This window comes from Pseudomonas sp. 14P_5.3_Bac1, assembly GCF_025466135.1.
Taxonomy (GTDB): Bacteria; Pseudomonadota; Gammaproteobacteria; order Pseudomonadales; family Pseudomonadaceae; genus Aquipseudomonas.
Genome location: NZ_JANLOF010000078.1, coordinates 100,901 through 119,786 on the forward strand (window position 1 = coordinate 100,901; position 18,886 = coordinate 119,786).

General features: G+C 63.5%; 16 protein-coding genes and 1 pseudogene. 14 read left to right on the forward strand and 3 right to left on the reverse strand.

The window, feature by feature from the left end; translation table 11 throughout:
• Positions 1-7: 7 nt before the first annotated feature.
• The gene (locus NTD89_RS21345; protein ID WP_242196673.1) at positions 8-721 is read right to left on the reverse strand and encodes a cupin domain-containing protein; all 714 of its coding nucleotides are present in this window, start codon (positions 719-721) and stop codon (positions 8-10) included.
• A gap of 22 nt (positions 722-743) precedes the next feature.
• Positions 744-1,595 (reverse strand): GNAT family N-acetyltransferase, encoded by an 852-nt coding sequence (locus tag NTD89_RS21350; RefSeq protein ID WP_262209548.1) that lies wholly within the window; start codon positions 1,593-1,595, stop codon positions 744-746.
• A 499-nt stretch (positions 1,596-2,094) separates the two neighbouring features.
• On the opposite strand from NTD89_RS21350, the gene NTD89_RS21355 reads away from it, so the two are divergent.
• The 13 genes and pseudogenes from NTD89_RS21355 to NTD89_RS29570 form a co-directional block, all read left to right on the forward strand.
• Positions 2,095-2,763 carry a haloacid dehalogenase type II gene (locus tag NTD89_RS21355; RefSeq protein WP_242196667.1) on the forward strand — a complete coding sequence of 223 codons (669 nt, stop codon included), beginning with the start codon at positions 2,095-2,097 and terminating at the stop codon, positions 2,761-2,763.
• 21 nt (positions 2,764-2,784) lie between these two features.
• Positions 2,785-4,059, forward strand: coding sequence for an NAD(P)/FAD-dependent oxidoreductase (locus tag NTD89_RS21360; RefSeq protein WP_262209550.1), 1,275 nt, complete (start codon positions 2,785-2,787; stop codon positions 4,057-4,059).
• A 95-nt stretch (positions 4,060-4,154) separates the two neighbouring features.
• The gene (locus NTD89_RS21365) at positions 4,155-5,792 is read left to right on the forward strand and encodes an ABC transporter substrate-binding protein (RefSeq protein ID WP_262209551.1); all 1,638 of its coding nucleotides are present in this window, start codon (positions 4,155-4,157) and stop codon (positions 5,790-5,792) included.
• A 13-nt stretch (positions 5,793-5,805) separates the two neighbouring features.
• The gene (locus tag NTD89_RS21370) at positions 5,806-6,762 is read left to right on the forward strand and encodes an ABC transporter permease (RefSeq protein WP_242196658.1); all 957 of its coding nucleotides are present in this window, start codon (positions 5,806-5,808) and stop codon (positions 6,760-6,762) included.
• Positions 6,759-7,634, forward strand: coding sequence for an ABC transporter permease (locus NTD89_RS21375; RefSeq protein WP_145160744.1), 876 nt, complete (start codon positions 6,759-6,761; stop codon positions 7,632-7,634). Before NTD89_RS21370 ends, NTD89_RS21375 begins: the two co-directional genes overlap by 4 nt.
• 1 nt (position 7,635) lies before the next feature.
• The gene (locus NTD89_RS21380; RefSeq protein ID WP_262209554.1) at positions 7,636-9,477 is read left to right on the forward strand and encodes an ABC transporter ATP-binding protein; all 1,842 of its coding nucleotides are present in this window, start codon (positions 7,636-7,638) and stop codon (positions 9,475-9,477) included.
• A complete protein-coding gene (locus tag NTD89_RS21385; RefSeq protein ID WP_076014590.1) occupies positions 9,474-9,782 on the forward strand; it encodes a (2Fe-2S)-binding protein in 309 nt (102 codons plus the stop codon). Before NTD89_RS21380 ends, NTD89_RS21385 begins: the two co-directional genes overlap by 4 nt.
• Positions 9,764-11,143: an NAD(P)/FAD-dependent oxidoreductase gene (locus tag NTD89_RS21390; protein ID WP_017478863.1), complete on the forward strand. Its 1,380-nt coding sequence runs from the start codon at positions 9,764-9,766 to the stop codon at positions 11,141-11,143. Before NTD89_RS21385 ends, NTD89_RS21390 begins: the two co-directional genes overlap by 19 nt.
• Positions 11,140-12,294 (forward strand): NAD(P)/FAD-dependent oxidoreductase, encoded by a 1,155-nt coding sequence (locus NTD89_RS21395; protein ID WP_262209557.1) that lies wholly within the window; start codon positions 11,140-11,142, stop codon positions 12,292-12,294. The genes NTD89_RS21390 and NTD89_RS21395 overlap by 4 nt, the downstream gene beginning before the upstream one ends.
• A complete protein-coding gene (gene argE / locus NTD89_RS21400) occupies positions 12,291-13,448 on the forward strand; it encodes an acetylornithine deacetylase (protein ID WP_262209559.1) in 1,158 nt (385 codons plus the stop codon). Before NTD89_RS21395 ends, argE begins: the two co-directional genes overlap by 4 nt.
• Before the next feature lie 117 nt (positions 13,449-13,565).
• On the forward strand, positions 13,566-15,026 hold the full coding sequence (locus NTD89_RS21405; protein WP_262209561.1) for an NAD-dependent succinate-semialdehyde dehydrogenase: 1,461 nt from the start codon (positions 13,566-13,568) through the stop codon (positions 15,024-15,026).
• Positions 15,027-15,046: 20 nt separating this feature from the next.
• Positions 15,047-16,132, forward strand: coding sequence for a tartrate dehydrogenase (locus tag NTD89_RS21410; RefSeq protein WP_262209563.1), 1,086 nt, complete (start codon positions 15,047-15,049; stop codon positions 16,130-16,132).
• A gap of 21 nt (positions 16,133-16,153) precedes the next feature.
• Positions 16,154-16,306 (forward strand): annotated as a pseudogene (locus NTD89_RS29570) (LysR family transcriptional regulator); the annotation flags it as partial.
• A 141-nt stretch (positions 16,307-16,447) separates the two neighbouring features.
• Here the strand turns inward: NTD89_RS29570 and NTD89_RS21415 are convergent.
• Entirely contained in the window at positions 16,448-17,374 is a 927-nt protein-coding gene (locus NTD89_RS21415) for a 2-hydroxyacid dehydrogenase (protein ID WP_262209565.1), read from the reverse strand.
• A gap of 194 nt (positions 17,375-17,568) precedes the next feature.
• Here NTD89_RS21415 and gabT point away from each other — a divergent pair, with 194 nt between their 5' ends.
• Entirely contained in the window at positions 17,569-18,861 is a 1,293-nt protein-coding gene (gene gabT, locus NTD89_RS21420; protein WP_262209567.1) for a 4-aminobutyrate--2-oxoglutarate transaminase, read from the forward strand.
• The last annotated feature ends 25 nt before the right edge of the window (positions 18,862-18,886 follow it).

An 18,886-nucleotide genomic window follows, 5' to 3' on the forward strand; every position in this document is an offset into this window, starting at 1 on the left:
TTGCGCCTTACTTCACGGCGTAGACCTTGCGTACATACACCGTGCTGTTCCAGGCACACGGCGCACCTTTGGCCACGAATACCGTGTCGCCACGGTTGACCGTCACCGCAACTCCCTCGTCGTCTTGCAGCGTGACGCTGCCTTCGAGCAGGTGCATCAATTCATGCAGTTTGTGCGGGCGGCCGTGGCGGGCGTAGGGCGTCGAGTCCCAGATGCCGATGCGCAGCTCAGTGACCTCATCATCGAACAGGTTGAACGCGCGGCACTGCGGGGTAGGGCCGATCAGGATCTGTGGTTCGGGCGCGGCGGAGGGATTGAGCAGGGTATGCGGGGCAAGCAAGGTCAGGCCCGGACGCGCCGGAGCATCGGCTTGGTCGACGGCGCAGAACGCCCATTGGCTGCCTGCGCTCGCCTGCACTGTAAGGCGTGTGCCACGACCGATCACGGCGCTGCTGCCGACCCCCAGCTCCAGTGTCTGGTCTGCGCTGCCGAGCAGCACATGGCCTGCGTGTACCACCAGTGTTTCGCTGTGGGGGAAGCCTTCGATCACGGCTTCGCCGCTGAATGTCACCAGCCCTGCGGACACGCCATCATCGCCCAGCCAGGCGAGTTGGCGGGTGTCGCCGAAGGGGTCCAGCGCGCTCAAGGCGCCGGTATTGAAAGACGTGGCAACGCGGCTGCCGTCGGCGCGAGCCAACAGCAGGATACGGGGAGATGACATGGGGAATGCTCCGGGAGGAAAGTCAGCCGATCGCCTGAGTGATCAGGGCAAAGGGGTGTACGCCGTGGCTGGCCCGGGGCGGCGTGCCCAGAGCCATCTGCGCGACGGTGTCGATGTTCTTCAGCCCGGCGTATTCGAGCCAGTCGCTGAGGCCGCAGGCGACGGGAATGTCGATGCGGACAAAGGCATCCGGCACCTGGGCCAGCAGTACCGCGATCAAGTGCTTGGCCTGATCGATGTTTTCGGCAACCACCGGGCCGATGCAGCGCCCACGACCAAACGGCCGCAGCAGGGCGAAGCCGCGTAGCTGGCCATCGCGCTCGATGCCCACCGCGTGCTCCACCTGCAGGTCGCGCAGTACTTCGCGGCGGTCCAGGCCACTGGCGGCTTTGGCCAGCGCGAGCAGGCTGGGGTGGTCGTCGGCGTGCAGGGCGCGGCAGGTTTCGCCATCGGCCAGTCCCGGCAGGGCGGGCACCAACGCCTGGCCCTGATGCTGTTGCACTCGCCCAAATTCGACGAACCCCTGGCTGGTATACAGCGGGGCGCCGGCGAGGGTGGCGTTGAGGACCGGCGTGCGCGCATCGCAGGCGGCGAGGGCTTTTTCCATCAAACGACGGCCGATGCCCTGGCCTTGGTAGTCATTGCTCACGATCACCAAACCGATGGTGGCGTAGTCGCCCTGGGGGCAGGTGAAGGCGCTGCCGATCAGGCGCTCGCCATCCATCACCACGAAACCGTCGCTGACACGTTGCAACATGGCCCAGTCTTCCAGGCGGTGCGGCCATTTGAGTTGCACCGACAAGGTATGGGCGGCCGGCAGGTCGGCCGCGGTCATGGGGCGGTATACATAAGCAGGGTGTGGCAGGGCGGACATGGCGAGCCTCCATAGAGCGTATTGTTCAGCACGAGGATGCTTGTATCCCACCTGTTTTAGAGGCTGGCAAGTGGGTCGGGAATATTCGGCAGATTCCTTGGGCTGTGTGTTGCGCGGCCACAGTTACTACTTAATTGGGGTAGGGGGGCAGCAGCAAATGCCAAGGGTGTTTTCCGGGTACATCTCCATAGCGCGGTCACGGCCACGCAAGCAATCCCGGCCAGCCACACTTTCTGCCGCCCCCACCCCCGTCCTTAAGCCTTTCTGCCCCTCAAAGCCCCCAAAAAGCGCACAAACACAGGCCCTGCCCAAGCCTGGCGCGCACCGCAAAGTCTGCTGAGCCCGGCCACCAAAACGGTGGTTTGTATTGAGCGAAGGTCTTTTTAGACGGCATATGCTGATTTCACAGTGGTGTAATGAACCTGTGCTGCAACGAGGCGGAGCCGCCGCCAGGGCAGTGAACGCTTGTCACACTCAACGAACTTCAGGACCGCACTCCATGAGCTTTCTTCGTCCCAAATTCATTACGTTCGACTGCTACGGTACGCTGACCAACTTTCATATGGGCACCATGACCCGCGAGCTCTTCGCCGATCGTGTCACCCCTGAGCAGATGGACCAATTCGTCAAGGACTTCTCGGCCTACCGCCTCGACCAGGTCATGGGCGACTGGCGCCCCTACGACGAAATTCTCAAGACCGCCCTGGCCCGTACCTGCAAGCGCTGGGGTATCGAGTATCGCGAGGAAGGCCAGCTGTATTACGACGCCGTGCCGACCTGGGGCCCCCACGCGGACGTGCCGGCCGGCCTGTCGAAGATTGCCGACAAGATTCCCCTGGTTATCTTCTCCAATGCCAGCGACAGCCAGATCATGTCCAACGTCGACAAGCTCGGCGCGCCATTCCACAAAGTATTCACTGCCGAACAGGCCCAGGCCTACAAGCCGCGCCTGGCCGCCTTCGAATTCATGCTCGATAACCTGGGTTGCGGTCCGGACGACATCTTGCATGTGTCTTCCAGCTTCCGTTATGACCTGATGCCGGCCCATGACATGAAGATCAAAAACAAAGCGTTCGTTGCCCGTGGCCACGAAGTGCCAGGCAATGCGTTTTACGGTTACCAGCAGATCACCGATATCGGTGGGCTGCCAGCGTTGGTCGGTCTGTAACAGCACACCAAGGGGTAAAGCATGGGCAGTGAATCCTATTGGCTCGACACCGCACCGGCGTTCACCGGTGCCCAACTGGGCAGCTTGCCCGGGCAGGTCGATGTGGCTGTGGTAGGTGGTGGCTTCACTGGCCTGGCGGCGGCGCGTGCGTTGGCGAGCAAAGGGGCGAGTGTGGTGGTGCTCGACGCCGGCCGTGTGATCGGCGAGGCCTCTGGGCGCAACGGTGGCCAATGCAACACCGGCGTGGCCCAGGATTATGCCGGGCTGCACGCCAGCCTCGGTGCCGCCAAGGCGCGCGCCTATTACCAGGCCTATGAAAGCGCGGTGCAGACCGTCGTTTCGTTGGTCGAGCAGGAAGGGATTGCCTGCGACCTGGTGCGCAACGGCAAGCTCAAGCTGGCGGCCAAGCCCCTGCATTACGAAGGCCTGGCCCGCACCTGTGAGCTGATCCGCCAGGAGGTGGATGCCGATGTCGCGTTGCTCAGTGCCGAACAGACCCGTGCAGAAGTCAACTCGACCCAGTTCCACGGCGGCTTGCTGCAGCGCAACGGCGTGCAGATGCATGTCGGTCGCTTCGGGGTTGGCCTGGCCGAGGCGGCCGCGCGGCGCGGCGCGATGATCTACGAGCACACTACCGTCAAGGATTGGAAGGCCCAGGCCGGTGGCTATCAGGTCAACACCGCCAAAGGCTCGCTGCACGCCGGGCAAGTGCTGCTGGCCACCGGCGCCTGCCAGCATGGCGACCTCGGTTGGTACCGTCGGCGCATTGTGCCGGTGGGCAGTTTTGTCATCGTCACCGAAGTCTTGTCCCAAGCGTTGATCGATCAGTTGCTGCCGCTGCGCCGCGCCTACGTGACCAGCCGCATGATCGGCAACTATTTTCGCCTGACCCCGGACAACCGCCTGCTGTTTGGCGGGCGTGCCCGGTTTGCCATGTCTGACAGCGTCTCCGACGCCAAGAGCGGCAAGGTGCTGCAGGCGGCGATGCTGAACATGTTCCCGCAGTTGGCGCACGTGAAGATCGACTACTGCTGGGGCGGCCTGGTGGACATGACGTCCGACCGCCTGCCCCGCGCCGGCCAGCACGGCGGCGTGTTCCATTCCATGGGCTATAGCGGCCATGGCGTGCAGATGTCCGTGCACATGGGCCAGGTCATGGCTGACGTCATGGCGGGCAACGCGGCGGCCAACCCGTGGGGTGAACTGGAATGGCCGGCGATTCCCGGGCATTTCGGCAAACCCTGGTTCCTGCCGTTCGTGGGCGCCTATTACCGTTTCCAGGACTATTTGCACTGAGTTGCCGTTGTTGCGTGACCGTCGTTTGCGTTTCCAGGACGCTCCGGACATCCGTGAGCACTCGATTCTTCCGATTATCGACAGGTAGCCTTGCTATGACTGACAACAAAAACACACCCGAGCTCATCTCCGGCCAGGAAAGCCTGCGGGTGTTCGAAAGTCTCAACCGTGGCATGTCGCGCCGCAATGCCCTGCAAATGCTCGGCGTTGCGGGCGTCGCCGCCGCTGGTGCGGGCAGCCTGTTCGGCGCCGCCGGCAAATTGTTCGCCGATGAAGCGGCCACCGAGGGCAAAGGCAAGCCGGGCGGCAAGATCCGCGTGGCCGGCATGTCCAGCTCCACCGCCGACACCCTCGACCCGGCCAAGGGCGCGCTGTCCACCGACTATGCACGCCAGTACATGTTCTACAACGGCCTGACCCGTTTCGATAAGCACCTGGTGCCGCAACTGGAACTGGCTGAGCGCATCGACAATACCGACGCCACGGTGTGGACCATCACCCTGCGCAAAGACGTGACCTTTCACAATGGCAAGGCCCTGACCGCCGCCGACGTGGTGTTCTCCCTGAACCGCCACAAAGACCCGCTTACCGGCTCCAAAGTCATGCCGCTGATGGAGCAGTTCGCCGAGATCAAGGCCAGCGGGCCGAACGAGGTGCAAATTCGCCTTAGCGCGCCCAACGCCGAGTTGCCTTCGATCCTCGCCGTGTCGCACTTGTTGATCGTTCCCGAGGGCACCACCGACTTCAACAAAGGCATCGGCACCGGCCCGTTCACTGTCGGTGAGTTCAAGCCGGGTGTGCGCTCGATTGCCGTGCGCAACAAGAACTACTGGAAACCGGGCTTGCCGTACCTCGACGAGATCGAGTTCATTGCCATCGCCGACGAGCCATCGCGGGTCAACGCGTTGCTGTCGGGCGACGTGCACATGATCAACGAGGTTAACCCGCGTTCCACCACGCGCATCGCCGCGAGTACCAAGCACCGAGTCGTGGATGCGCCGTCGGGCAACTACACTGACTTGATCATTCGCCAGGACCAGTTACCCGGCAAAAGCCCGGAATTCACCCAGGCCATGAAGCTGCTGCTCGACCGTGAGCAGGTCAAGTCTGCGGTGTTCCGTGGGTTTGCCGTGGTGGGCAACGACCACCCGATCGCGCCGGGTTCGCGTTACTTCAACGCCGATCTGCCGCAGACAGTCTACGACCCGGAAAAAGCCAGGTTCTTGCTGAAGAAAGCCGGCATGGAAAGCATCACCATGCCGGTCATGGCATCGCCTGCCGCCACCGGTTCGGTGGACATCGCCGTGCTGTTGCAGCAATCGGCGAAACAGGCCGGGCTCAAGCTGGACGTGAACCGCCTGCCGAGCGACGGCTACTGGTCCAACCACTGGATGAAGCACCCGTTGAGCTTCGGCAACATCAACCCTCGGCCGAATGCCGACGTGATGTTCTCGCAGTTCTTCCAGTCCAAGGCGCCGTGGAACGAATCCGGCTGGCAGAACGATCAGTTCGACCAGCTGTTGATGCTGGCCCGTGGCGAAAACGATGACGCCAAGCGCGCCAAAATGTATGGCGACATGCAGGCCCTGGTGCACGACCACTGCGGTATCGGCGTGCCGGTGTTCATCAGCAACATTGACGGCGTGGACCAGCGCGTCAAGGGGTACGGCACCAACCCGCTGGGCGGTTTCATGGGCTACATGTTTGCCGAGCAGGTGTGGTTGGACGCGTGAGGAGGGCAGTGCGATGAATGGCAATACACTGTGGTTGATCGCCCGGCGTTTCGGCGCCGGGGCCGTGACCTTGTTGATTGTGTCCATGGTCGTGTTTGCGATCACGGCGGTGCTGCCAGGGGACGCGGCGCAGCAATCCCTCGGCCAGTTCGCGACCCCTGAGCAGGTGGCGGCACTGCGCCTGAAGCTGGGGCTGGACCAGCCCGGTGTATTGCGTTATTTGCACTGGTTGATGAGCCTGCTCACCGGCGACCTGGGCGTGTCAGTGTCCAACGCCATGCCGGTGGGTGAACTGATGGCGGGCCGGGTGCCCAACACCCTGATGCTGGCGGGCGCCACGGCGCTGGTCTCGGTGCCGGTGGCACTGGTACTGGGTATCGGCTCGGCGATGGGCCGTGGCGGGCGCATCGACAGCTGCCTGAGCTTTATTACGCTGGCGATGGTCGCGGTGCCGGAGTTTCTGGTGGCAACCCTGGCGGTGCTGATTTTCGCGGTCAACCTCGGCTGGTTGTCGGCACTGTCTTACGCCAGCGACATCACCTCACCGCTGCAATTCATGCGTACCTATGCCTTGCCGGTGATGACGCTGTGCTGCGTGATCGTCGCGCAAATGGCCCGCATGACCCGCGCCGCGGTGATCGACCAGCTCGACAGCGCCTACGTGGAAATGGCCCGACTCAAAGGCGTCAGCCCCATTCGCATTGTGCTGCGCCATGCCCTGCCCAATGCGATCGGGCCGATCGCAAATGCCATCGCCCTCAGCCTGTCGTACCTGCTGGGCGGGGTGGTGATCGTCGAAACCATCTTCAATTATCCCGGCATTGCCAGCTTGATGGTCGATGCCGTGACCAACCGTGACATGGCGCTGGTACAAGCGTGCACCATGTTGTTCTGCGCGGCCTACCTGGGGTTGGTGCTGATCGCCGACCTGTGCGCAATCCTGTCCAATCCGAGGCTGAGAAACCAATGAACCCGGTCATTGCGAAATCCAAGCCTGTGTCTTCCGCGCTGGCCCTTGCCAAGGTTTCCAGCGGCCCGTCCTGGTTGGGGCTGGTGGGCGCCGTTGTGTGCGTCGTCTGGTTGCTGGTGGCGCTGTTCGGCCCCTGGCTGGCACCCCACCCGGTGGGTGAAGTGGTGTCCGATAACATCTTCGAAGGCTTCAGCCTCACTCATCCGTTCGGCACCGACTACCTGGGGCGTGACATGCTCAGCCGGGTATTGGTAGGCGCGCGATTCACCGTCGGGCTGGCGCTGGTGGCGGCGCTGTTGGCCAGCACCTTCGGCACCGGGTGTGCGCTGCTGTCAGTGGTCTCGCCCAAGTGGCTGGACGAGATCATCAGCCGCATCATGGATGCCTTTATCTCGATCCCAAGCAAAATGCTTGCGCTGATCATGGTCTCGGCGTTTGGCTCGTCAGTGACGCTGCTGATCTGCACGGCGGTTATCAGTTATATCCCAGGCTCGTTCCGCGTCGCCCGCAGCATGGCGGTCAATATCGAGGCCCTGGAGTACGTGCAGGTTGCGCGCACTCGCGGCGAAGGCCGTTTGTACGTGGCGTGCATGGAAATCCTGCCGAATATACTCAACCCGGTATTGACCGACCTGGGCCTGCGGTTCGGCTACATCGTGCTGTTGCTCAGCGGCATGAGTTTTCTCGGCCTCGGCGTACAACCGCCAGACGCCGACCTCGGCTCGCTGGTGCGCGAAAACATCGGCGGCCTCAATCAGGGTGCGCTGGCCATCATCATTCCGGCGTTGGCCATTGGCACGCTGACCATCGGTGTGAATCTGCTGATTGATTACTTGTCATCACGACGCAGTCGACGCACGGGAGGCCATTGAAATGACCCAATTGATTCGCGTCGAAGACCTGCGTGTCGTTGCTGGAGACGCGCGCGGCGAGGTGGAAATCGTCAAAGGCGTGAGCTTTTCCCTTGAAAAAGGTGAAGTGCTGGCGCTGATTGGCGAGTCCGGCTCGGGCAAGACCACCATCGCCCTGGCGTTGCTCGGCTATGCACGGCGCGGCTGTCGCCTGTCCGGCGGGGTGGTGCAGGTCGGTGAACACGACATGCTCGCCTTGAGCGAAAAACAGCTGCAGGGCCTGCGCGGCAATCGCGTGTCCTATATCGCCCAAAGCGCCGCAGCGGCTTTCAACCCGGCCAAGAAACTCATCGACCAAGTGGTGGAAGGCGCGTTGATTCATGGCCTGGGCACCCGGGTCGAGCTGGAAGCCAAGGCCATCGGCTTGTTTCGCGACCTGGCCCTGCCCAATCCCGAACGCATTGGCCGGCGTTACCCGCATCAAGTCTCCGGCGGGCAACTGCAGCGGGTGATGGCGGCGATGGCGCTGATCAGCGACCCGGTGCTGGTCGTACTCGACGAGCCGACCACGGCCCTGGACGTGACCACCCAGATCGATGTGTTGCGCGCGTTCAAACGCGTGGTGCGCGAGCGTGGCGCCACGGCGGTGTATGTGTCCCACGACCTGGCGGTGGTTGCGCAAATGGCCGACCAGATCGTGGTGCTCAACGCTGGGCAAATCCTCGAACAGAGCGCCACCGCGCCGCTGCTCAAGACCCCTGCCCACGAATACACCCGCAGTTTGCTGGCCGCCGCGCGGCCCGACACGACCATCCGCCCGCCCAGCGGGATTGCCGAAGACGTGCCGCTGCTGACTATCAGCGGCCTCACCGCCGGCTACGGCAACAAGAACATGCAAGGCATGCCGGCGATTCGGGTGCTGGAAGATATCGACCTGACCGTGCGTCGTGGCCAGGCCATCGGTGTGATCGGTGAGTCGGGCTCCGGCAAGTCCACCTTGGCGCGTGTGGTCGCGGGGCTGTTGACCCCGGCCCTGGGGGGGCTGACGTTCGATGGCCAGCCGCTGGGCGGCCACCTGTCTGAGCGCACGCCGGAGCAGTTCCGGCGGATCCAGATGGTGTTCCAGAACGCCGACACCGCGCTTAACCCGATGCACAGCGTGGCGACCATCCTCAGCCGCCCGCTGAAGATGTATTTCGGTCTCAAGGGCGCTGCCTTGAAGGCGCGCGTCGGTGAGTTGCTGGACCTGGTGCGCCTGCCGCGCACCCTGGCTGAACGTCGTCCCAACGAGCTGTCCGGCGGGCAAAAGCAGCGGGTCAATCTGGCCCGCGCGCTGGCGGCCAAGCCCGACCTGATCCTGTGTGATGAAGTGACCTCGGCCCTCGACACGGTGGTGGGCGCGGCGATCCTCGAACTGCTGCGGGACCTGCGCCAGCAACTGGGGGTGTCGTACCTGTTTATCAGCCATGACATCTCCACCGTGCGTGCGTTGTGCGATGACATTGTGGTGATGTACAGCGGCCACAAGGTGCAGGCCGGCAACCGCCAGTCGTTTGCCGAGCCACCGTTCCACCCCTACACCGACCTGCTGATTCACTCGGTGCCCGAGTTGCGCCAGGGCTGGCTGGAAACCTGCGGCACCACGTGCGAAACGCTGCCAGCGATTGGCGAGCGGGCCAATGTGCCGGAGCTGTGCACCTTCCTCAATCGCTGCCCGGTACGCGTCGACGGCCTGTGCAACCGCACTGCGCCGAGTCGCCGAGCCCTCGACAACGGCGGTGAAATCCTTTGCCACCACGACAGCGCCCAGTTGCTGAATACCCAGCGGGGCGTCACCACCACCAGCTTGGGAGCCTATGCATGAAGGGGCGTTTTGTGAGGTTGGCCGAACAGGGCCGGCCGACGGTCAGCCTGACCGTGGATGGTGCAGCCATCGAGGCCTTGCAGGGCGACACCTTGATGGTGGCGCTGCTGACCCAGGGCAATGCGCTGCGCCAGTCGGAATTCGACAGCGGGCGCCGCGCCGGTTTCTGCCTGATGGGCGCGTGCCAGGACTGCTGGGTATGGACCCGCAGCGGTGAACGCCTGCGTGCCTGCTCCAATGAAGTCCGTGACGGGCTGGACATCGTTACCACACAACCGGAGGCGACATGGCCACTGCACGGGTAGTTATTGTGGGCGCCGGACCTGCCGGGGTGCGCTGCGCCGAAACCCTGTTGGCGGCGGGTATCAAGCCGATCCTGATTGATGAAAATCGCCGTGACGGTGGCCAGATCTACCGCCGCCAGCCCGACGGGTTCACCCGCGACTACACCACCTTGTACGGCAGCGAGGCTGCCAAGGCCCAGGACCTGCACCAGAGTTTCGATCGCCTGCGCGGCGCCATTGACTACCGCCCCGACACCCTGGTGTGGAACCTCACGCCGGGGCAACTGTGCTGCGTGAGCCAGGGCCGCCATACCACCGTGGAGTATGACGCGCTGATCCTGTGCACCGGCGCCACCGACCGCTTGATGCCTGTCGAGGGTTGGCAGCTGGCGGGTACCTATAGCTTGGGCGGGGCGCAGATCGCCTTGAAAAACCAGGCCGTGTCCATCGGTCATCGCGTGGTGTTCATGGGCAGCGGGCCGTTGCTGTACCTGGTTGCCAGCCAATACGTGAAGGCCGGCGCCGAGGTGGCGGCCGTGCTTGATACCTCGCCACTGAGCCTGCGCCTGAAAGCCATGCCCAAACTGTTGGCGCGGCCTGGCGTGCTGTTCACCGGGATCAAGCTGCTGGCGCAACTGTACCGTGCCAAGGTGGCGGTGCACCTGGGGATCAAGCCGCTGCAAGTCATGGGCGACGCCGCCAAGGGTGTAATGGGCGTGCGGTTCACCACGGGCAGTGGGCGGGTGGTCACGGTGCAGGCGGACGCCGTTGCGCTGGGTTATCACCTGCGCCCCGAGACGCAATTGGGCGATCTGGCCGGGTGCGCCATGGCGTTTGATCAAGCCTCCAGCCAATGGTGGCTGGCCACCGATGACGCCGGACGCACCTCGGTGAAGGGCGTGTATGCAGCCGGTGACGGTTCGAAGATTCGCGGCGCGGATGCCGCCGAGCACGCCGGGCGCCTGGTGGCGTTGGCACTGCTGGAAGACCAGCAACAACCGGTGGACACCGGCTTGCGTGATGAACAACAACAGGCCTTGGCAGTGATGGACCAGTTCCGCCTCGGCCTGGCCCAGGCGTTCCCTTGGCCCAGTGAACAGGCCAGGGCCCTGCCAGACAGCGCCATCGTGTGCCGCTGCGAGATGATCAGTGCCGGCGAGTTGCGCCGCACGGTGAAGGAGAAGGGCGCCTGCGAGGTCAATCGCGCCAAGGCGTTCAGCCGCGTGGGCATGGGCCGTTGCCAGGGGCGTTATTGCTCCCAGGCCGGGGCTGAAGTGATCGCCGCCGCTGCCGGCGTGCAGGTCCAGGAGGTGGGGCGCCAGCGCGGCCAGGCGCCGGTCAAACCCTTGTCGATGCTGATCACCGAGGAGGTGCCTTCATGAGTGTACAAAAAGCCGATGTAGTGATTGTCGGTGGCGGCGTGATGGGCTCGGCCACCGCGTTTTTTCTGCGGCGTCGCGGGCTGTCGGTGATCCTGCTGGAGCGCGACCAGATCGGCCAGTACGCCAGTGGCGTCAACTTCGGCAACGTGCGCCGGCAAGGGCGCTTCCTTGGTCAACTGGCCCTGGCCAACCGCTCCTGGGCGCTGTGGAAGCGCCTGCCGGAACTGATCGATGATGACCTGGAGTTCATTCCCAGTGGCCACATGCGCGTGTGTTATCGCGAAGATGAAATCGCCGAGCTGGAAGCCTACGCGGCCGCGCCGGAAGCTGAACAGCTGGACCTGAAAATTTATCGTGGCGCCGAGCTGCATCAACGCTTCGGCTTCCTCGGCCCGGACGTCAAGGGCGGCTCCTATGCGCCCCACGATGGCCACGCCAACCCGCGCCTGGCCGCACCAGCCTTTGCCCGGGCTGCACGACGCCTGGGGGCGCAAATTGAAGAACGTACTGAAGTCGCTGAGGTGCAGAAGGTCGGCGCTGACTTTCATGTCTCCACCACCGACGGTCGCCAGTTCCACGCCGCGCAACTGTTGGTCACCGCCGGCGCCTGGGGTCAGAAACTCTCGGCGCAGTTCGGTGAACCGGTACCGCTGGACACCCACGGCCCGCAAATGGCGGTGACCGAGCCGGTGCCCTACGCATTGCCGACAGTGATCGGCGTCTACACCAAGATCCCGGAAGAAGTGATCTACTTCCGTCAGATTCCCCGGGGCAATATCGTCATCGGCGGCGGTTACCGTAGCAAGCCCGACATGCTCAACCGCCGTGCCTATGTGGAACCGCGCAGCATCCTCAACCAGGTCAGCCAGATGCGCCGCCTGCTGCCGGGCGTGGGTAACCTGAATATCATCCGCGTGTGGAGCGGCATCGAAGGCTACCTGCCGGACTCGCTGCCGGTGATGGGCGCCAGCGGCACCGTCGACGGCCTGTTTTATGCCTTCGGTTTTTGCGGCCACGGCTTCCAGCTCGGCCCGGGCGTCGGCGATGTGATGGCCGAACTGCTTGGCACCGGGAGCACCAGTACCCCGATCGAACCGTTCTCCATCACCCGGTTCGCCCCACCTGTCGAGCAACGGAGCCAAGCCTCATGAAACCCCGGGTTCTCGAGATTCTCAAACAGCTGATGGCTTTCGACACCGTGTCGTCGGAATCCAACCTGGCCCTGATCGACTACGTGCGCGACCTGCTGCTGACCAAAGGCATCGAGTCGCTGATCGTCAAAGACCAGAGCGGCAAGAAGGCCAACCTGTTCGCCAGCACCGGGCCCAAGGAGCAGCCAGGAGTGTTGCTGTCCGGGCACACCGACGTGGTACCGGCAGCGGGGCAGGCCTGGACCTTTCCCGCCTTCGCCGCCACCGTGCAGAACGGGCGCATCTATGGGCGCGGCAGTTGCGACATGAAGGGCTTTATCGCCCTGGCCATCGACGCGATGCTGGATGCCGCCGACCACCGCCTGAACCGCCCGCTGCAACTGGCCCTTTCCCATGACGAAGAGATCGGTTGCGTCGGCGTACGGCGCCTGCTCGACGTGCTGCACCTGGCGCCGGTGCGGCCGTTTCTGTGCGTGATCGGAGAACCCACCAACATGCAGTTTGTGCTGGGCCACAAGGGCAAGGGCTCTTACCGTACGTATTGCCGGGGCCAGGAAGCCCATTCGTCCCTGGCGCCACGCTCGGTCAATGCGATTCATGTGGCGTGCGACTTTATCGCTGCCCTGCGCGATAGCCAGCAGCAACTGCAACGCCACGGCGCACAGGACAGCGACTACGACGTGCCCTATAGCACCGTGCACGTAGGGCAGATTGTCGGCGGCAAGGCGCTGAATATCGTGCCTAACCTGTGCACCCTGGATTTCGAAGTGCGTAACCTGCCGGCCGACGATCTGGAGCAATTCCTGGAGCAGATGCGCGAGCGCGCTGAAGTGATCGTGCGCGAGGCACAGAAGTTGTCCAGCGTGGCGGCCATCGAGATCGAAACCGTCAACGTGTATCCCGGCCTCGACACCCACCCCAGTGTAGAAGCCGTGCGTTTTCTCAAGCAATTCGCCGCGCCAGGCACCGGCACTTCCAAGGTCTCGTTCGGTACCGAGGGCGGCCTGTTCAAGCAGCGCCTGGATGTGCCGGTGGTGGTGTGCGGGCCGGGTTCGATCGAGCAGGCGCACAAGCCCGACGAGTTTATCGAGATCAGCCAAATGGACGCCGGCGAGCGCTTTTTGCAAGGTTTGCTGGGTTCGCTTACGGCCTAGCAGAGCCTGCCGTCCTGGGGCCAATTTCAGCACGGGACGCTGCTTAAGCTGCGCTTTCGGCATCCTGATTCGCGGCACCTCCCTAGACTGGAGCGTGTCTCGGATCAGGACTCGACCATGCTCAATAATCGCTTGCAAGACCCCAGCCTCCTGGCTGAACTCGCCTATGTGGATGGCCAGTGGATCGCTGCCGACAGCGGCGCCACCCTGGACATCCGCGACCCTGCCACCGGCCACCTGCTGGCGCGGGTGCCGGCCATGGACGCCGTGGATACCCACCGCGCCATCGCCGCCGCCGAAAGGGCCTGGCCCGCCTGGCGCGCACGCCCGGCAGCAGAGCGTGCGGCACTGCTGGTACGTAGGTTCCAGGCCATGCTCGACAACCTCGATGACCTGGCGCTGATCATGACCTGGGAACAGGGCAAGCCGCTCGCTGAAGCCAAGGGCGAGATTCGCTACGGTGCCGGTTTCGTCAAATGGTTCGCCGAGGAAGCGCGCCGGGTCTATGGCGAAACCATGCCGGCGCCCAGCGGCGACCGACGCCTGCTGACCCTCAAGCAGCCGGTGGGCGTATGCGCTGCCATTACGCCGTGGAACTTCCCCAACGCGATGATCACCCGCAAATGCGCACCGGCGTTAGCCGCTGGTTGCCCGATCATCGTCAAGCCGTCGGACCTTACCCCGTTGTCGGCATTGGCCCTGGCGGTGCTGGCTGAGCGAGTCGGCATTCCGGCCGGGGTGTTCAACGTGATCACCGGGTTGCCTGCCGGCATCGGCGAGGCGCTGACCGGCAACCCGGCGGTGCGCAAAATCTCCTTTACCGGTTCCACCGCCGTTGGCCGCTTGCTGATGCGCCAGAGCGCCGAGCACATCAAGCGCCTGAGCCTGGAGCTGGGCGGCAATGCGCCGTTTGTCGTATTTGACGACGCCGACCTGGAGAAGGCCGTGGCCGGGGTGATGCTCAGCAAGTTCCGCAATGCCGGGCAAACCTGCGTGTGCGCCAACCGCATCCTAGTACAGGCCGGTATCTACGCGCGTTTCGCCGAGCGCCTGGTGGAGGAGGTGAGCAAGCTCAAGGTCGGTAACGGTCTGGAGGAGGGCGTGACCATCGGCCCGCTGATCAACCCGGCGGCGGTGAACAAGGTCGCACGGCATATCGACGATGCCCTGAGCCAGGGCGCGAAGCTGTTGTGTGGCGCGATCCCCACGGGTGACAGCCAGTTTGTGCAGCCCACGGTGCTGAGTGACACCCACGCCGGCATGTTGCTGGCCAATGAAGAAACCTTCGGCCCGGTGGCCCCGCTGATGCGCTTTACGGATGAAGCCGAGGCGCTGGCCCTGGCCAATGCCACGCCGTATGGCCTGGGCGCCTACTATTTCACCCAGGACCTGCAGCGCTCGTGGCGTTTTGGCGAGGCGTTGGAGTTCGGCATGGTCGGGCTCAACACCGGGATCATCTCCATGGAAGTGGCGCCGTTTGGCGGTATCAAACAATCGGGCCTGGGCCGTGAAGGCAGCAAATATGGCCTGGATGAGTACCTTGAAGTCAAAGCCTTCCACATCGGCGGGCTCAATTGAATTCCCACGAGGCATGCACCATGAGCAAGGCATTCAGAATCGCCGCGATTGCCGGCGATGGCATTGGCAAGGAAGTGCTGCCCGAAGGGCTGCGGGTACTGGAACGGGCGGCCAGTCTCTGGAACTTGAACCTGAGCATCGAGGTGCTCGACTGGGCCCACTGCGATTACTACCTGGAGCACGGGCAGATGATGCCTGAGGACTGGTTTGAGCAGCTCAAGGGCTTTGACGCGATTTATTTCGGCGCCGTAGGCTGGCCGGACAAGGTGCCCGACCATATTTCCCTGTGGGGCTCGTTGCTCAAGTTCCGCCGCGACTTCGACCAGTACGTGAACATCCGCCCGGTGCGGCTGTTCCCTGGGGTGCCGTGCCCCTTGGCCGGGCGCGAGCCGGGGGACATCGATTTTGTGGTGATCCGCGAAAACACCGAGGGCGAATATTCGTCAGTGGGCGGCAAGATGTTCGAGGGCACCGAGCATGAATTCGTGCTGCAGGAGTCGGTATTCACGCAGCGCGGCGTCGACCGCATCCTCAAGTTTGCCTTCGACCTTGCCCAGTCCCGCCCGCGCAAGAAGCTCACGGCGGCGACCAAGTCCAACGGCATTTCCATCAGCATGCCCTACTGGGATGAGCGCACCGCATTGATGGCCGCCAACTACCCCGAAGTGAGCTGGGACAAGCAGCACATCGACATCCTGTGCGCGCGGTTTGTGCTGCAACCGGACCGGTTTGATGTGGTGGTGGCATCGAACCTGTTCGGTGACATCCTCTCCGACCTCGGGCCGGCGTGCGCCGGGACGATCGGTATTGCGCCGTCGGCCAACCTCGACCCCGAGCGGCGCTTTCCGTCATTGTTCGAGCCGGTGCACGGTTCGGCGCCGGATATTTATGGGCAGAACATTGCAAATCCCATAGCGATGATCTGGTCGGGGGCGTTGATGCTGGATTTCCTTGGCAATGGGGAGGCGCGGTATTGGGCGGCCCATGACGGGATCTTGCGGGCGATTGAGGCGGTCATTGCCGAGGGCGTGGTAACGCCAGATCTGGGCGGGAAGGGCTCTACTCAGGATGTCGGGCTGGCGATTGCCCAAAGGCTTCAGATCTAAAGCGAGCAAGCTCGAAAATGTGGGAGCGGGCTTGCTTGCGAGTGCAGGGGGCAGTTGAAATATCTTTGGCTGACACCCCGCATTCGGTTGATCTGGCGCCGGGGCACGGTGTCGCAGAGTTTGAACAGTTTTGTGCGGCTGCTGGAGGAGCGCGGCCTGGCACTAACACCGTAGCAGCTGCCGAGCCCCAGCGAAGCTGCGATGACGTCGGCACAATCGACATCGATGTTGCGTGACCCACCGCTATCGCGGCCTCGCTAAAGCTCGACGGCTCCCACATCAAGACAGGTGCTCCCGCATTTGGATCTCCACGCGTCAATAGCCCTTGCGCCGATCCACCTCACCCACCATCTGTTCCCCACGTTCATAACGCCGGATATTCTCCAGCAACACCCCAAACGCACTCGCCGGCTGGGTCATCGCTGCGATATGGGGCGTCAGCACAATCTGCGGGTGATCCCAGAATCGATGATCCGCTGGCGCAGGTTCCTCCTGCAGCACATCCAGCACTGCACCGCTCAGTTGCCCACTGCCCAATGCCTCCAGCAAGTCTTCCTCCACCAGGTGCCCGCCACGGCCCATGTTGATCAGCGCCGCCCCACGCGGTAACTGTGCAAACAGCTGCCGGTCGAGAATGCCTTGGGTCTGCTCGGTCAACGGCAGCACACACAACAGAATATCGCACTGGCTGAGAAACGACGGCAATTGGTGTTCACCGGCGTAGCAGTCCACACCTTGCAACTGATGAGCACTGCGCGCCCAGCCCGACAGCGCAAACCCCAACGGCGCCAACGTTGCCAGAATCTGCTGGGCCTGGGTGCCCAAGCCCATCACGCCGACCCTGCGATTCACGGCCGGTTGCAACAGGTGTGCCTGCCAGCAGCGCGCTGCTTGCTGCTGGCGGTAGCGCAACATATCGCGGTGCAGGCTGAGCACCGCCCAACTGGCGTATTCGCACATGCCGCGGGTGATGCCCGGGTCGAGCAGGCGCACCACGGGCAGGCCGGGCGGGAGGCGGGAGAGGTCCAGTTGGTCGACCCCGGCCGACAAAGCAAACAGCACTTTCAGGTTGGGCAGTAATTGCATGAGGTTGTCGGGCGCCTGCCAGGCGGCCAGGTAGTCCACGTCTTCGGCATTACCGATGTCGGGCCAGGCGCGCCATTCAATCTGCGGCGCGTGTGCGGCGAACAGTGCCTGCCAATGTTGGCCGCGCACCGGGTCAGCTTTGTAGAGCAAGGCCATGGGCATTTCCTGCAGGTTTTGGGTAGCCCTCATCATCCCCCAAGCCCGGCGCAGGATCTGTTGAAAGGTGGGGGCAAAACAGTCGATCCGAATTTCTCACGGGCCAAGTTCGGCGTAGTTGGTTGCCTGCAAGCCTTACTCTGAACCACATCGCAACCACTTTCCGGGTTGCTGCATTCACGATGGGAACTGCCATGAATAGCAAGGTCGACGAAACCCCTCATTTGCTCCGTCAGCGCGATCAATTCGTTCCCCGTGGCCTGGTGACCGCTCACCCGCTGGTGATCGACCGTGCCCAGGGCGCCGAATTGTGGGACGTGGATGGCAAGCGTTACCTGGACTTCGTCGGCGGGATCGGCGTGCTGAACATCGGGCATAACCATCCCAAGGTGGTGGCTGCGGTGCAGGCCCAGTTGCAGAAGGTCTCCCACGCCTGCTTCCAGGTGGTGGCCTACCAGCCATACCTCGACCTGGCACAGCGGCTGTGCGAAATGGTCGGCGGGCAGGAAGCCTATAAGGCCGCGTTTTTCACCTCCGGCGCCGAGGCCGTGGAAAATGCGGTGAAGATCGCCCGCGCCCACACCAATCGCTCGGCGGTGATCGCCTTTCGGGGCGGCTTCCATGGTCGTACGCTGCTTGGCACCACGCTCACCGGTATGAGCCAACCCTACAAACAGAACTTCGGGCCGTTTGCACCGGAGGTGTTCCACACGCCGTATCCGAATGCTTATCGCGGGGTGACCAGCGAGCTGGCACTCAAAGCCCTGGATGAACTGCTGGCGACCCAGGTGGCGCCAGAGAGGATCGCGGCAATCATCATCGAACCGGTGCAGGGTGACGGCGGCTTCCTTGCCGCGCCTGTGGAGTTTCTCCAGGCACTGCGAGCGTTGGCGGACAAGCACGGCATCGTGTTGATCCTGGATGAGATTCAGACCGGTTTCGGCCGTACCGGGACCTGGTTCGGCTACCAGCATGCGGGCATCCAGCCTGACCTGGTCACCGTGGCCAAGAGCCTGGCCGGTGGCTTGCCGTTGTCCGGTGTAGTCGGCAAGGCGCACATCATGGATGCACCGCTGCCTGGCGGCCTGGGCGGAACCTACGGCGGTAATGCGTTGGCGTGCGCGGCGGCACTGGCGGTGATCAGCGCGTTCGAGCAGGAGCAACTGCTCGAACGCGGCCAACGGCTGGGCGAACGCCTGCGCCGAGGCCTGCTTGGTTTACAGGCGCGCTACCCGCGTATCGGTGATGTGCGCGGCACCGGCTTCATGTTGGCGATCGAGCTGATCCAGGATGACCCGGCGCGCACGCCGGATGCCGACCTCAACCAACGGCTGATTGATGAAGCCCGCGCTGGCGGGTTGCTGGTGATCAAATGCGGCGTGCATCGCAACGTGCTGCGCTTTCTCGCGCCGTTGGTGGCCACCGAGGCCCAGGTCGACGAAGCCTTGCAGATACTCGACGGCGCCTTGGCACGGGTCTTGAACTGAGCCTGTGCTTGTTCAGGGTGGACTG

Excerpts from the sequence above, each read along its gene's own strand:
- NTD89_RS21345 (WP_242196673.1), bottom strand. The coding sequence starts at position 721 with ATGTCATCTCCCCGTATCCTGCTGTTGGCTCGCGCCGACGGCAGCCGC.
- NTD89_RS21350 (WP_262209548.1), bottom strand. The coding sequence starts at position 1,595 with ATGTCCGCCCTGCCACACCCTGCTTATGTATACCGCCCCATGACCGCG.
- NTD89_RS21355 (WP_242196667.1), top strand. The coding sequence starts at position 2,095 with ATGAGCTTTCTTCGTCCCAAATTCATTACGTTCGACTGCTACGGTACG.
- NTD89_RS21360 (WP_262209550.1), top strand. The coding sequence starts at position 2,785 with ATGGGCAGTGAATCCTATTGGCTCGACACCGCACCGGCGTTCACCGGT.
- NTD89_RS21365 (WP_262209551.1), top strand. The coding sequence starts at position 4,155 with ATGACTGACAACAAAAACACACCCGAGCTCATCTCCGGCCAGGAAAGC.
- NTD89_RS21370 (WP_242196658.1), top strand. The coding sequence starts at position 5,806 with ATGAATGGCAATACACTGTGGTTGATCGCCCGGCGTTTCGGCGCCGGG.
- NTD89_RS21375 (WP_145160744.1), top strand. The coding sequence starts at position 6,759 with ATGAACCCGGTCATTGCGAAATCCAAGCCTGTGTCTTCCGCGCTGGCC.
- NTD89_RS21380 (WP_262209554.1), top strand. The coding sequence starts at position 7,636 with ATGACCCAATTGATTCGCGTCGAAGACCTGCGTGTCGTTGCTGGAGAC.
- NTD89_RS21385 (WP_076014590.1), top strand. The coding sequence starts at position 9,474 with ATGAAGGGGCGTTTTGTGAGGTTGGCCGAACAGGGCCGGCCGACGGTC.
- NTD89_RS21390 (WP_017478863.1), top strand. The coding sequence starts at position 9,764 with ATGGCCACTGCACGGGTAGTTATTGTGGGCGCCGGACCTGCCGGGGTG.
- NTD89_RS21395 (WP_262209557.1), top strand. The coding sequence starts at position 11,140 with ATGAGTGTACAAAAAGCCGATGTAGTGATTGTCGGTGGCGGCGTGATG.
- argE (WP_262209559.1), top strand. The coding sequence starts at position 12,291 with ATGAAACCCCGGGTTCTCGAGATTCTCAAACAGCTGATGGCTTTCGAC.
- NTD89_RS21405 (WP_262209561.1), top strand. The coding sequence starts at position 13,566 with ATGCTCAATAATCGCTTGCAAGACCCCAGCCTCCTGGCTGAACTCGCC.
- NTD89_RS21410 (WP_262209563.1), top strand. The coding sequence starts at position 15,047 with ATGAGCAAGGCATTCAGAATCGCCGCGATTGCCGGCGATGGCATTGGC.
- NTD89_RS21415 (WP_262209565.1), bottom strand. The coding sequence starts at position 17,374 with ATGGCCTTGCTCTACAAAGCTGACCCGGTGCGCGGCCAACATTGGCAG.
- gabT (WP_262209567.1), top strand. The coding sequence starts at position 17,569 with ATGAATAGCAAGGTCGACGAAACCCCTCATTTGCTCCGTCAGCGCGAT.